The organism is Clostridium sp. (assembly GCF_050717635.1).
Taxonomy (GTDB): Bacteria; Bacillota; Clostridia; order Clostridiales; family Clostridiaceae; genus Clostridium_AD.
The window spans coordinates 43,958-57,395 of the sequence record NZ_JBOITO010000029.1; the positions used below are offsets into that span (position 1 = coordinate 43,958).

15 protein-coding genes are annotated in these 13,438 nt (G+C 30.5%); 9 read left to right on the forward strand and 6 right to left on the reverse strand.

The window, feature by feature from the left end; translation table 11 throughout:
- Positions 1-179 precede the first annotated feature (179 nt).
- The 6 genes from ACREWB_RS12750 to ACREWB_RS12775 all read left to right on the forward strand — a co-directional run bounded on the left by ACREWB_RS12750 (position 180) and on the right by ACREWB_RS12775 (position 4,576).
- Positions 180-701 carry a GNAT family N-acetyltransferase gene (locus tag ACREWB_RS12750; RefSeq protein ID WP_431547823.1) on the forward strand — a complete coding sequence of 174 codons (522 nt, stop codon included), beginning with the start codon at positions 180-182 and terminating at the stop codon, positions 699-701.
- Between the two features lie 141 nt (positions 702-842).
- Positions 843-1,088: a GNAT family N-acetyltransferase gene (locus tag ACREWB_RS12755; protein WP_431547824.1), complete on the forward strand. Its 246-nt coding sequence runs from the start codon at positions 843-845 to the stop codon at positions 1,086-1,088.
- Between the two features lie 752 nt (positions 1,089-1,840).
- Complete coding sequence (locus ACREWB_RS12760; protein WP_431547825.1) at positions 1,841-2,407, forward strand: histidine phosphatase family protein; 567 nt, start codon at positions 1,841-1,843, stop codon at positions 2,405-2,407.
- 46 nt (positions 2,408-2,453) lie between these two features.
- On the forward strand, positions 2,454-3,839 hold the full coding sequence (locus ACREWB_RS12765) for a sodium:solute symporter family protein (protein ID WP_431547826.1): 1,386 nt from the start codon (positions 2,454-2,456) through the stop codon (positions 3,837-3,839).
- Positions 3,840-3,962: 123 nt separating this feature from the next.
- Entirely contained in the window at positions 3,963-4,229 is a 267-nt protein-coding gene (locus tag ACREWB_RS12770) for a DUF3795 domain-containing protein (protein ID WP_431547827.1), read from the forward strand.
- 44 nt (positions 4,230-4,273) lie between these two features.
- A complete protein-coding gene (locus ACREWB_RS12775; RefSeq protein ID WP_431547828.1) occupies positions 4,274-4,576 on the forward strand; it encodes an MGMT family protein in 303 nt (100 codons plus the stop codon).
- Between the two features lie 104 nt (positions 4,577-4,680).
- Here the strand turns inward: ACREWB_RS12775 and ACREWB_RS12780 are convergent, their stop codons facing one another.
- On the reverse strand, positions 4,681-4,887 hold the full coding sequence (locus ACREWB_RS12780; protein WP_431547829.1) for a DUF378 domain-containing protein: 207 nt from the start codon (positions 4,885-4,887) through the stop codon (positions 4,681-4,683).
- Positions 4,888-5,133: 246 nt separating this feature from the next.
- On the opposite strand from ACREWB_RS12780, the gene purB reads away from it, so the two are divergent.
- Together purB and ACREWB_RS12790 are read left to right on the forward strand one after the other, a co-directional pair.
- The gene (purB, locus tag ACREWB_RS12785; RefSeq protein ID WP_431547830.1) at positions 5,134-6,564 is read left to right on the forward strand and encodes an adenylosuccinate lyase; all 1,431 of its coding nucleotides are present in this window, start codon (positions 5,134-5,136) and stop codon (positions 6,562-6,564) included.
- A 203-nt stretch (positions 6,565-6,767) separates the two neighbouring features.
- Positions 6,768-7,766, forward strand: a complete 999-nt coding sequence (locus ACREWB_RS12790) for a tyrosine recombinase XerC (RefSeq protein ID WP_431547831.1) — start codon at positions 6,768-6,770, stop codon at positions 7,764-7,766.
- 94 nt (positions 7,767-7,860) lie between these two features.
- Here the strand turns inward: ACREWB_RS12790 and ACREWB_RS12795 are convergent, their stop codons facing one another.
- On the reverse strand, positions 7,861-8,355 hold the full coding sequence (locus ACREWB_RS12795) for a hypothetical protein (protein ID WP_431547832.1): 495 nt from the start codon (positions 8,353-8,355) through the stop codon (positions 7,861-7,863).
- 178 nt (positions 8,356-8,533) lie between these two features.
- Between ACREWB_RS12795 and lexA the strand changes: the two genes are divergently transcribed.
- Entirely contained in the window at positions 8,534-9,142 is a 609-nt protein-coding gene (gene lexA, locus ACREWB_RS12800) for a transcriptional repressor LexA (RefSeq protein WP_431547833.1), read from the forward strand.
- Positions 9,143-9,390: 248 nt separating this feature from the next.
- Here lexA and ACREWB_RS12805 read toward each other — a convergent pair whose 3' ends face one another.
- From ACREWB_RS12805 to ACREWB_RS12820, 4 genes are all read right to left on the reverse strand, one after another.
- On the reverse strand, positions 9,391-9,723 hold the full coding sequence (locus tag ACREWB_RS12805) for a hypothetical protein (RefSeq protein ID WP_431547834.1): 333 nt from the start codon (positions 9,721-9,723) through the stop codon (positions 9,391-9,393).
- A 150-nt stretch (positions 9,724-9,873) separates the two neighbouring features.
- Positions 9,874-10,848 (reverse strand): GNAT family N-acetyltransferase, encoded by a 975-nt coding sequence (locus tag ACREWB_RS12810; protein ID WP_431547835.1) that lies wholly within the window; start codon positions 10,846-10,848, stop codon positions 9,874-9,876.
- Positions 10,849-11,477: 629 nt separating this feature from the next.
- The gene (locus tag ACREWB_RS12815; protein WP_431547836.1) at positions 11,478-12,758 is read right to left on the reverse strand and encodes a methionine gamma-lyase family protein; all 1,281 of its coding nucleotides are present in this window, start codon (positions 12,756-12,758) and stop codon (positions 11,478-11,480) included.
- Between the two features lie 142 nt (positions 12,759-12,900).
- Positions 12,901-13,428 carry an NUDIX hydrolase gene (locus tag ACREWB_RS12820; RefSeq protein ID WP_431547837.1) on the reverse strand — a complete coding sequence of 176 codons (528 nt, stop codon included), beginning with the start codon at positions 13,426-13,428 and terminating at the stop codon, positions 12,901-12,903.
- Between the last annotated feature and the right edge of the window lie 10 nt (positions 13,429-13,438).

Below are 13,438 nucleotides of genomic sequence, written 5' to 3' on the forward strand. Positions count from 1 at the left end.
GGTTACGTCCACCTTGGCTGGTGGACTATTTTTTTTTATAGTAATGTGTATAATTATGACTTATAATTTATATATAGGGTTGCACTTAGCCTAACACATATTAGATGTGCTATTGGTATATAAAATGCACAAACTTTAAACGGATAAGGATTTTTTTGATTTTATTAGGAGGTATTAAATTGAGCGAGTTAATTTTAGTAACCCCATCAAAGATTTTAGAAAATAAAATTCTGGAATATAAGCAAGAGTATTTAGACTTTGACGAGACTAATATCAATGGCGGTTGTGGCCTAGCCCGTTATAATAATTTTGATGAATGGCTAGAAATTGTTCTTTCAATTGAGAAAGATAAACTCCACAATAATGTTCATGCCAGCACATTCTTTTCTGTAAGGAAATCTGATAATAGAATTATAGGTACTATTCAACTCCGTCACTTTTTAACTGATGAATTAGAAAAACATGGTGGACAAGTAGGCTATGGTATTTGTCCAACTGAACGAAAAAAAGGTTATGGTAAGCAACAATTATTACTTGTTTTAGAAATTGCAAAAGATATGAAAATTCCAAAAGTAATGATTATCTGTGATAAAGATAATATTGCTTCAAGTCAGACTGCGATGAGTTGTGGTGGTATATTAACAGGCGAAAATTTCCATGAAGGTAAAGAGCAACAAATATATTGGATTAACCTCCGCTAATAAGCAGAATAAGCTTAAGAATTACTAAGAAAATCAGATAAACTAGACAGGTTATATCTATAATCAACAGTGAAAAATTGTTATAGATATTGTGAAGCTACGCTATAGTTATAAAAATATATTTGAGTGAGGGGAATGATTATGTCTAATATAGTAGAGTTAGTAGTGCCATCAGTTGAATATTTTTTTTCTTATGTTGAAGCAATAAAAGAATATGAACAAAATAATGTGCCAAGTAATTATTTTTGGCTGATTGATAACAGTGAATTTATTGGAGAAGTTTCTATTCGTCACAAATTGACTGATGAATTGCTAAGACGTGGCGGACATATTGGATATGGAGTTAGATATTCAATATGGAATAAGCATTATCTTCAAAAAATGTAATTCAAGAAAAAGATATTATTAAACCATTTGGAGCTTTTGAAGAATTGATATTTCTTGTGGTTGTAATCTTAAAAAAATAATTTTAAAATTAATAGTGGGTTGAAGGGGGAAATATATGTGGCTTTTAATATTTATTATTCCTTTGCTAATATGGTTAGATATACAGTTATTTAAAGTTTATTACAAAGTATTTTTCAATAATAAAGATGATTTTAAAAATTCGATGAAGTATACTTTAACACCAGATATTTTTTTCTGTTTAAAGGAGAATACTTTAAGGATAGATTTGCTGAGGCTAAATTGAGTGGGCTAATGTTTTTTAGTATCGCAACTATTTTATGTACGAAAATTGTTGCATAAATGCGATCTATCAAACATTTTTCTGAAATCCATAATAACTCTCCTTGTAGTGTATATAAATTGTTGGTTCGTAGTTAGTTCATAATTACAAATATAAATTAATCATTGAAAATATTATACCATTAAACACCATTTTTACAAACTAATGATTGATGTTAAAGTGAATTATTCTACGCAAAGGTAAACCTTTACGTAGAGAAGATTATCTCCATTAGGGTATGAAAGTCTTGAAGAGCTAAAGAATGTTGTTAAGTTTTGGATTATGGAATACAATAATAGAGGCTATGTTCGTTTTAACATAGTAGCTAAATTACGAGATAGAGCAATTTGAACAATAGAAATGTAGTTTGGTATATTTTTAATAACTTAGAGTAAAGAGGGGGAGAAGTGCAATGACAAAACTTATACTTATAAGACATGGAGAACCTGACTATAGTTTAGTAAAAGAACGGAATTTTAAGGGCCATGGTATGGATTTGGCTCAACTTACATCTGAAGGCATTGAGCAAGCGATAAATGTTGCTAAAGATAAACGATTACAAGGTGCAAGCATTATTGTATCCTCACCGTATACTAGAGCATTACAGACGGCTGCAATCATTTCAAAAGAAAGGTCACTTGATATAAGTATTGAAGTTGACATTCATGAGTGGGTACCCGATTTAGAATTTAACAATATGTCAGATGAAGAAGTTAAAACTGCCATTGATGAATGCATTCGTTGTGAAGGTGAATATACTAATGGTGAGACGAAAAAATGGGAAAAACTTAGTGTAGTTGCAAGTAGAGCTTTTAAATGTTTAGAAAAATATTCAAGCTATGAAAAAATAATTGTGGTAACACATGGTATGGTAATGGGACAGTTTTACTATGATACTGACGTCCCATATTGTGGAATCATTGAAGTTAATTTTTGTAAGGATTTTAAAGGGTGTGGATGGGTGAAAAACGCGGATTAATAAATGCTAAATGATCACAATAGTAAACCTTAAGGGGATGCGCATAATGCTTATAATTAGTGCCATTATTACTTTGATTATAACTGGAATAATTGGCTATTTATCAAAATCAAAAGTTAAAACATCTAAAGATTTTATATCAGGTGGAAGTAAACTTGGAGTCATAGGTGTCACAAGTATGCTTATGGGTTCTATAATAGGTGGAGCAGGTACTGTAGGAACTGCTCAAATGGCTTATAATAGGGGTATTGGAGCAATGTGGTTTATATTTGGACTTTCTATAGCAAGTATACTACTAGGGTTATTTTATTCAACGCAGGTAAACAAGAAATCTGTAGAAACAATCCCACAGATAATAGGAAATGCATATGGTAAAAAAGCAAGGACAATATCTAGTATTTTGTTATCAATAGGGATGTTTATTCATATTAATGGCCAGGTTATAGCCTGTACTGCTTTATTTACCGTAGTGTTTGGTATGAGTATTGTTAAAACTGCAGTAATAGTTGTGTGTTTGCTTGTAGCATATGTTGTATTTGGTGGCTTTTGGGGAAGTACAATGGTAGGTGCGGTAAAAACAATCCTTCTATATGGCACAAGTATTATATGTGGTATATTATTAATATTTAAGTTTAATGGAATTAAAGAGATAACATCTATTCTTCCACAAGAACCATGGTTTAATTTATTTAGTGGAGGAATATCGTCTGATATAGCTTCGGGAATATCTACAATAGTTGGAGTATTGTCCACTCAAACTTATTTTCAGGCTATAATGGCAGGAAAAAATTCTAAAATATCAAGAAAAAGTGCTTTTTATGTAGCGTTTTTAATTCTACCAGTTGGCATAGTATGTACAATGATTGGCATGTATATGAGAATTCATCATCCTGGCATTGTACCAAGTGAAGCATTTCCTTTGTTTCTTATGAATTATCTGAATCCAGTTCTAGGGGGAGTGTGTATAGCAACTGTACTGATTTCATCGATAGCAACAGGAGCAGGCCTTACTTTAGGCATTGCAACTATGTTTGTTAGAGACATTTATATTCACTGCATAAATAAAAAAACGGGAGATAAAAAGCAACTTTATATCTTAAGAGGAACTATAATTTTCATTGGATTTATGTCTTTAATAATAGTAATAAATAATAAAGATTCAATGATACTTAATTGGGGATTCCTTTCTATGATTTTTAGAGCTACACCTATTTTTATTCCAGTTGTTGTAGCCTTATTTTTTAGAGGTAGAGTATCAATGCAAGCAGGTATATATTCTATAATTGCAGGACCACTTGCTAGCTTAATATGGATTTTATTGGGCTTTAAAAAATTAAATTCAATATATATAGGATTAACGATTAGCGCTTTTGTACTTTTTGGAATGAGTAAATTTTATAATATTAAAGGTAGAGATGTCAATTTGGGCTGATTTAAATAATATTTGGATGGAATGCTTTAGTTTAGCTTGGAAATCATATAACCAGTCTATTGAAGAAGTTTATGACGATGTAATAAGTAAATATAAGGATATCAAATAGGAGGAGGAATTAAAATGGTAGAATCAAGATGTGGTATTGAGTGCTCAAAATGTGAATACAAAGAATCAGCAGGATGTAAGGGATGTGTAATTATAGATAAGCCATTTTGGGGAGAAAATTGTCCTGTAAAGTCTTGTTGTGAAAGTAAAACTCTATTACATTGTGGTGAGTGCGAAACTTTCACATGTGACTTACTAGATAGTTTTGCATATGACAAGGAACAAGGGGATAATGGTATGAGAATAGAACAATGTAAAAGATGGGCTATTGAGTTTAAATAAATAAAAATATCAAAGCTTCATTTGTTATTAGAGGGGGGCTTAAAATGGAACCTTTTACCGAAAGAGTTGTAGAAATTATAATAAGCATACCAGAAGGTAAAGTGATGACATACGGTCAAATTGCAGCCCTTGCAGGAAGCCCTAGAGGAGCTAGGCAGGTAGTTAGAATTCTTCATTCCTTAAGTGGAAAATATAAACTTCCTTGGCATAGAGTTGTAAATGTAAAAGGAGAGATTGTCATAAAAGATTATGAGTCACATAATTTGCAGAAGGTATTTTTGGAGAGTGAAGGGGTTATATTTATAAGTCACAACACTATAAATCTAAATGAATTCCAATATCATTAACAAAATAGATTTGTAAAACTTGACTTTTAAATAATAATTGGTTAAAGTAAGTAAAAATACTCCATAATAATCTATGGAGTATTTTTACTATTAATAAAGAAGATTTAATCTTTTTTATTTCTAAGTATGAAAACAATAATATTAACAGCTGATAATCCTACTAAGATGTATACTGCTCTAGCGAGGAATGGAACAGATCCAAAAATGAAACTAACTAAATTAAAATTTAATAACCCTAAAAGTCCCCAGTTTAAAGCACCCACCAATACAAAGATGAACGATAGTTTGTCTATAATACTAAGCTTATACATAATTCCCCCCAAACTTTTATAATTGTTCTGTTGTATAGATTATATTAGAAATATAATCTTTTAGAACTATTTAATAATTTCTACATAACATAAACAATGTTATTGTTGATAAATTAATGTAATAAATAATATTTTGAAAAGCACAATTACAATATACGAATATTTATATTAAATATTGTTATATTGTATGTTATAATTTGAATGAAATTTGTTTTGTAATCTAAATTGTACGTATGGAGGCTAAATATGAGAAATTCTTATAATACACCATTAAATAGCAGGTATGCATCAAAAGAGATGAGCTATTTATTTTCAGATGAGATGAAATTTAAAACTTGGAGAAAGCTATGGGTTGCCCTAGCTGAAGGTGAAAGGCAATTAGGAGTTAATATTACAAAGGCTCAAATTGAAGAGCTTAAGTCTTATGTAGATGACGTAAATTATGAAGTAGCTGAAGAAAAAGAAAAAGAAATAAGACATGATGTAATGAGTCATGTATATGCCTATGGAGTACAATGTCCAGCGGCAAAGGGAATCATCCATTTAGGGGCTACTAGTTGTTACGTAGGTGATAATACTGATTTAATAGTGATGAGAGAAGCCATGTTATTAATTAAAAAGAAATTAGTAAATGTTGTTAGTAAATCTTCAAACTTTGCATTAAAGTATAAAGATGTGCCTACTTTGGGTTTTACTCATTTACAGCCAGCTCAATTAACTACTGTAGGTAAAAGAGCAACTCTTTGGATTCAAGAATTAATAATGGATTTAGAAAATTTAGACTTTGTAATAGATAAGATGAAATTAAGAGGGGTTAAAGGAACAACCGGAACTCAGGCTAGTTTTATGAATTTATTTAATAATGATGAGAAAAAAGTTAAAGATTTAGATAAATACGTAGCAAATAAAATGGGCTTTGAAGATACATATCCAGTTACTGGTCAAACATATTCTAGAAAACTAGATTCTATAATTCTAAATACATTGTCAGAAATAGCTCAAAGCGCATATAAATTCAGTAATGATTTAAGATTACTTCAAAATATGAAAGAAGTAGAAGAGCCTTTCGAAAAGAAGCAAATTGGATCTTCTGCAATGGCATATAAAAGAAACCCTATGCGTTCTGAGAGAATTAGTGCACTAGCAAGATATGTTATAGTAAATTCATTAAATCCAGCTATAACAGCTTCAACACAATGGTTTGAAAGAACATTAGATGATTCAGCTAATAAAAGAATATCAGTAGCTGAAGCTTTTTTAGCTCTTGATGGAGTATTAAATCTATATATAAATATAGCTGGAAATATGGTAGTATATGAAAAAGTAATTGCTTCTCATGTAATTAATGAGCTTCCATTTATGGCTACAGAAAATATTCTAATGGAAGCAGTTAAAAGGGGAGGGGACAGACAAGATCTTCACGAAAGTATTAGAGTTCATTCTATGGCTGCGGCAAGACGAGTTAAAGAAGAAGGCTTAAATAATGATCTTATAGAGAGAATTATTAATGATGATATCTTTAAAATGTCAAAGGATGAGATTTTAGCTGTAATTGACCCAGTTAAATTTGTAGGTAGAGCTCCAAGTCAAGTTGTAGACTTTATAGATGAATATGTAAAACCAATACTCGAGGCTAATAAAGATGCTTTAGGTGTAGAAACTTCTATAAACGTATAAGCTAACTCATAAGCATATAGATTGTAAAACAATTAAAAGCTATCAGTAAGGCAAAACTGGTAGCTTTATATTTTTATTATAACAAAATTAAAATAAATAAATAATTATTTTCTATAAAAAGAAGGATTTTGCCCCCCTCTTATAGAATAATAATGTCGTGAAATGTAAGTTTCACGACATTATTGAATTATCAGGAGGTACACATGAAATCTACTATAAATACTATTTATAAAAATGAAATACCAAAGTTTATGAATGATTATTTTAATTATTTAGATACTGTTAGAGGCTGTTCTAGTTCTACTATTGTCGCATACACAGCCGATTTATCACTGTTTCTAAAGTTTCTAAAAATACATAAAGGCTTAGTACCAGAAACGTCATCCCTTAACCTTTTAGATATTCCAATTAATGACCTAACTATAGATATTCTTAAAACTCTTGAACTTCAGGATTTATATGCCTTTATTTCCTATCTCTCAAAATATAGAGCAAATGGAAACTATGCTAAAGCAAGGAAAATTGCTGCTATTAGATCCCTATTTAACTATTTAACTACTAAGGTTAAAGTGATAACTACAGACCCTACTTTAGATTTGGAATCACCTAAACTAGGTAAAAGAAGCCCTGTTTATTTAACTTTAAAAGAAAGCAAGACCCTCCTAAACGCAACTAGCTCAAGGGATAAGCACTCTATTCGCGATCATAGTATTATTAGCCTGTTTTTGAATTGTGGTCTCAGGTTATCAGAGCTTTGTAGTATAAATATATCAGATATGAAAGACGATACCTTATCCATTATTGGTAAGGGAAATAAGCAGAGAACCATTTATTTAAATAAAGCTTCGTTAAAGGCAATTTTTAAGTATTTACCTATTAGAAATGAAGACATAGAAAAGATTCATATCGAAGATAAAGATGCGCTTTTTATTAGTGCTAAACATGGGAGAATTAACAAACGAACTGTAGAAAGAATTGTTAAAAAACATATTGGAAATGCTGGGCTTAATAAAGATAAGTACACTCCTCATAAATTAAGGCATACCTCAGCTACTCTTATGTATAAGCATGGGAATGTGGATATCAGAAGCCTTCAAGAAATTCTGGGCCATGAAAATATAGGTACTACCCAAATATATACACATGTAGATAGTGATAAATTAAGAACTGCGGTTAAGTCAAATCCTCTTTCTGAAGAATAAAAAAAAGTATATATTACTAAAAATGCATAACCTACTTCAATGCATTTAACGTAATATATACTTTTTCACCCTTTTTAATAATGGGAAGTATAAGTTATCTCCTGTCGTTCAGTATTATAAGTCCAGGAAATTTCTCTTGAAGTAATCCTGAGTTATCGTCTTCATTCTCAAGAAGCTCACGTGCCCCGTCTACATCATCTATATATTCCCAAACTTCATTATTTTCAGGTATATACTCATCCTTATTTTGTTTTAAAATTTCTTCCTCTGCTAAGAATGCATCATAATCTGAAAGTTTTTGTTGTGTATCAATTTTAAATTTATCATTGTCTCCTTCTTCAGATACAATGAGTTCATCATTCTCAATAAAATTATCTTCAACCTCTGTTACCTTTTCAACCTCTACGATTTCTTCAATCTCTTCATGTTCAAAGACTTCATCAATTTTAATTGCTTTAACATCGTAACCTTCTAATTCTAAACATTTGCCACAATTATCACATTTCTTATTGCGATTAATTTCACAAATTTCACATTCTCCACAATTATCACATATTTTATTTATGTTAAAAATACAATTTTTAGACATACAACACCCCGCTCCATTTATTAAAACACAATCATAATAGACAATTATAACAAATTAGGTTTCATTAATCAAATACTAATATTTTAAATTGTTTATATTCTCCAAAAAAATGAGAACATAAGTTTGATGTTTTTACATTTATATGGTATAATTCTACTACGAATGAGAGGTGTTTCCAATGATAACTGAAAAAAAAGATAAACAAAGTGAAATATATAATTTTATAAAGGATCAAATTCAATTAAAAGGATATCCGCCTTCAGTAAGAGAAATATGTGAGGCTGTATCATTAAAATCCACATCCACAGTTCATGGGCATTTGGAAAGGTTAGAAAGAAAAGGATATATTCGTAGGGATCCTACTAAGCCTCGAGCAATTGAATTACTAAAGGATTCGGTTATAAGAAAAGAATTAATAGATATCCCTATTATAGGAAAAATAACTGCAGGTCAACCAATTTTAGCTGTTGAAAATGTTGAAGATACATTTACTCTTCCTTTAAATTTTACTAGAACCAATAATGAACTCTTTATTCTTAAAGTTTCAGGTAGCAGTATGATTGAGGCTGGAATATTAGATGGAGACCTAGCTATAATTGAGAAAACCAATGTCTCGAAAAATGGAGACATAGTGGTAGCTCTTATTGATAATGAAGCAACTATAAAAAGGTTTTTTAAGGAAAATGGACATATAAGACTTCAACCTGAAAATTCGTCTATGTCCCCTATTATAGTTGAGGACTGTTCAATTTTGGGTGTACTTGCTGGTATTTATAGAAAGTATTAATTCAAAACCTTTAAATTATTAAGCATATAGCAAAACCCTACAATGATTTTCATTGCAGGGTTTTAACATTATCTATTTCAGAAAGTTTATCTACCCAATAAAAAGGCTCGATTTTTTTAAATAATTACTCTGATTCATAGTTACCATTATATAATTCGACTACTCATGGTTATATAATAATGCCATATAATTTCTCTAGCCGTGTAAAATGCGTTGTCATCTGTTTCCATGCACATGTGCATGTTTCGTTATAATTCTCCTTTTAATATTGGAAGTTCATTAGAACCAAGTGGATTATTAACATTAGTAGTTCCTCTTATTTCTATCTTATTCCCATTAAAGCAAAGCTTTATTGTATTGCCAAATGGCGTTTCAATAAACTGCAACTTTATAACAAAGGTATTACTGTCGCACCAATAGCCACCCAGTGAGCTAATACTCATTTTACCAAGTTCAAGTAAATAGGGCGCATAACAAGCAGTCATCTTACCTAATAAATCTGTTTTACCTTCTACCATTTTCCCTATTCCGCCCGGTATTTTATATTCACACTTATTATCAGTTATAGTAAATTCAAACATACTATCTTCAAAGCTAATTGAAACTTTTTTAAACCCAAATTCATTATCATGTAAGTTATAACATTTGCCAGCTATTTCACTTTCAATAGCTGAAGTATCTAACGTACTACAATTACAAGCTTTACTTCACTCCTTTCTACTAGTACAACATTAAAATCCATCTATATGCCAGGAAACAAATGCTTTGCTCACTTCTCGTTGTGCACAATTGCTTAAAATTTTTACAAATTCCTTTGTATTTTGAACTTTAATATCTCCAAAATTAAAAGGATTAATAAGTTTTATCATTTCATTTGTTTCCTCAATTAATTTATCTACTATAAATGGGGATTGTATTGCTATTGAATAAATTACTTCGCACTCATTCTCACATGTGTGATTAATAATTTTAGGTACTAATAATGGAAATATACTTTCTTTTCCAGAAAGCTCTCCAAATTCCCTTATTTGAATGATTTTATCGCATTTCTCAAAATCAATATAGGCAATAATTTTATCCATCTCGTCTTCTACAACATAAAAATTCTTTACTTCATTCTTTACCCACTTGCTCCAATAGCATTCCTCATCACGTACCACAATTCCATTGCGTTTTCTAGAATACTCATTAAAAACAAAAGCAATCTGAGGTATATCAGTATCGAAATTTACTTGTCGCATTTTTATATTCAGATCGTTTTTCCCTTTAACAGTGGACTTATTAAAACATCTTGATAAGCTTTCCCACCCAAATTTACTATAAAACCCAATCTTCTCTAAATCTGCTCCAAGCATGGAAACGTTAATGCCCTTTTCCTTCATCTTTCTTATAGCAAGGGCAAGTAGTTTAGAGGATAACCCTTTGCATCTATACTCAAGAATAGTACTAACTTCTCCTATTCCTCCCATTTCTATTATTTGCCCATTAAGATATATCCTCCTATGAAAAATTCTAACTGTACTTACTATTTTTTTATCTTCCACAGCTACTAATATACTTTCCAAATCCCTCCAAGGGTCATTATAATAATGATTTGTAAAATATTGTCTGTAACTCTGCGAATATGTTCCCCCATTAAATACATACATACAATGGTCAAACCAAGCTTCCATCTCTTCTAATTTTAGTTCTCTAAATTTAATCACAAACTCACTTCCTTATTATTCAAGTTTTCATAGTTTATATGGCACCTAGTGAAACTACTCCTTTACTTTCAACTTCTTTATCTACTATTAATTGATTTGTATATAGATTATAGTATTAGTGTTTTTTTCTTAGTAGCTTTAATTTTTTATCAGTCATTTTGTTATCGAAAACGTTTCCGTTAATGATTAATTCAATTATAGATTACTTTAGAACTTATGTCAATATATAGCATTGACATGCTGGAATTTTGTTGTTTATGTGTTCTGGTGAACTGATTAGATAATAAGGAAGCAACAAAAACTGTAATTTAATCCAAGCATAATACCCAAAAATAAATAATAATAAACCTAGGTAATAGTCACTTTTCGTTAGTGTCTAATATCTAGGGTATGTTCTAATTAGCCAACTTTATTGCTTAACGTTGTAAATCCGCATAATGTTGGCGGTACTCCAATAATAGCAGACCCAAATTCATGTCTGATAAGAATTATATAAATAATTTATATTTGGGGTGTTTTTTATTTTCGCATATTCTTTCAATATTTAATTATAATAGCCTTTTATTTTCAACAAAAAAGTGCAAACATCATTGTGATTTTGCACTTAATAACTATTATATTATTTTATTTTATATAACCTTTGAAAGTGCTATTAGTATCCCTATCTTAGCATGGTCAAAAGTAAGTCCACCCTGAAGATATGCTATATAAGGTTCTCTAATCGGTGCATCTGCTGATAGTTCTATAGATGATCCTTGAATAAATGCTCCTGCAGCCATAATAACCTTATCTGTATAACCTGGCATATCCCAAGGTTCACATTCTACAAAAGAGTCAATTGGTGAACCTGATTGTATCCCCTTACAGAAATTAATTAGTTTTTCTTTATCGTTAAATTTAATAGCTTGAATTATATCGCTTCTTTTATCGTTATATTTAGGAAGAACTTCAAAGCCAGCAAGTTCCATAATTCTAGCACAGAAAACAGCACCCTTCAGTGCTTCCATAGCCACATGCGGTGCTAGAAATAGTCCTTGGAATAAAGAACGCATAACACCAAATGTAGAACCACACTCCCCTCCTATGCCTGGAGTTGTTAATCTATAAGACGCTTGAACCACATATTTTTCTTTACCTCCTATATATCCACCTGTAGGGGCAATTCCTCCGCCAATATTTTTTATTAGCGAACCAGCAACTAAGTCAGCACCTACATCTGTAGGCTCAGTCGTTTCAATAAATTCGCCATAACAATTATCTACAAAACAAATTATATTTGGATTTATAGTTTTTGCAACTTTTATAATTTCTTCTATTTCACAAATTAATAGTGCTTTTCTCCAGCCATATCCAGTAGATCTTTGAATATGAATTAACTTTATTGACTCATCTTTAAGCAAAGTCTTTTTCATAAGGTTAATATCGACTTTAGAGTTATGGTCTAATTCTAATTGTCTATATTTTACTCCATAATCTTTTAATGAACCTATATCTTCTGTAACATTTATACCTATTATATTAAGAAGTGTATCATACGGCGTTCCGCATACAGACATCATGGTATCATTAGGTCTTAAATTACCAAATAATGCTGCCCCAATTGCATGTGTTCCGTTTACAAAATGCGGTCTAACTAGTGCACACTCACAGTTGAAAATTCTTGCATATACTTTATCTAATGAATCACGACCAATGTCCCCATATCCGTATCCAGAGGAATTTGTAAAATGGGAGTCGCTAATTCTTTCATCTTGTAGTGCTGTCAATACCTTGAGTTGGTTAAATTCTCTAATTTCATCAATTATTTTAAATTCATCTTGCACATCTTGAATTGCTAAATCATATAGTCCTATTATTTCGGAACTTATTTTGTACTTATTTTGAAGGTATGTTTTTGTTATATCTAGCATGATTCCAGGTCTCCTTTTATCATAAGTTATTATGTATACTCTGAAAATAACCTAATTAATTATTTCAACTACCTTAGTAATAGTAACATATATACTAAGAATGTAGAATAGTTTTTTACTTCATATAAATAACTTCACCCCTTTACTTTTTTTCTTTTACCTTTAATATGTCATATGTCCTTCTCAAAAATAATGAATCTCTACTTTGAATGAATTTGCCAGCATAATTGTCTGGAATATCATTTTCAAGTATTGATATAGCTTCGTCAAAGTCTACCCATTTTAATTTAAAACCATTACTAATCTCTTCATCCGTAAAGGTTGTTTCTTTAATAGCTCCTTTAACCTTAGCATAATAGCAATATGATATTTGTAGTTGTTGAAATGCATTTCTATATTCTATAATTATGCCAATTTCACCTAAAACATCAATATTAACCCCTACTTCTTCCATTATCTCACGATGTAAAGCAATTTCTATATTCTCACCTTCTTCAATTCCGCCACCTGGTATCTTATGATAGTTGTTTTTTGAAACGTATAGTAATGCTATTTTACCTGAATCATTTATTACTATGGCTCTTGCAGCTTTCCTAAGTTTATAAACAACATCAGTATTTTCACTAGTGTAATCAATATCTTTTTCATATATCTCTTTTATCAGTTCCATTATAGTTGCC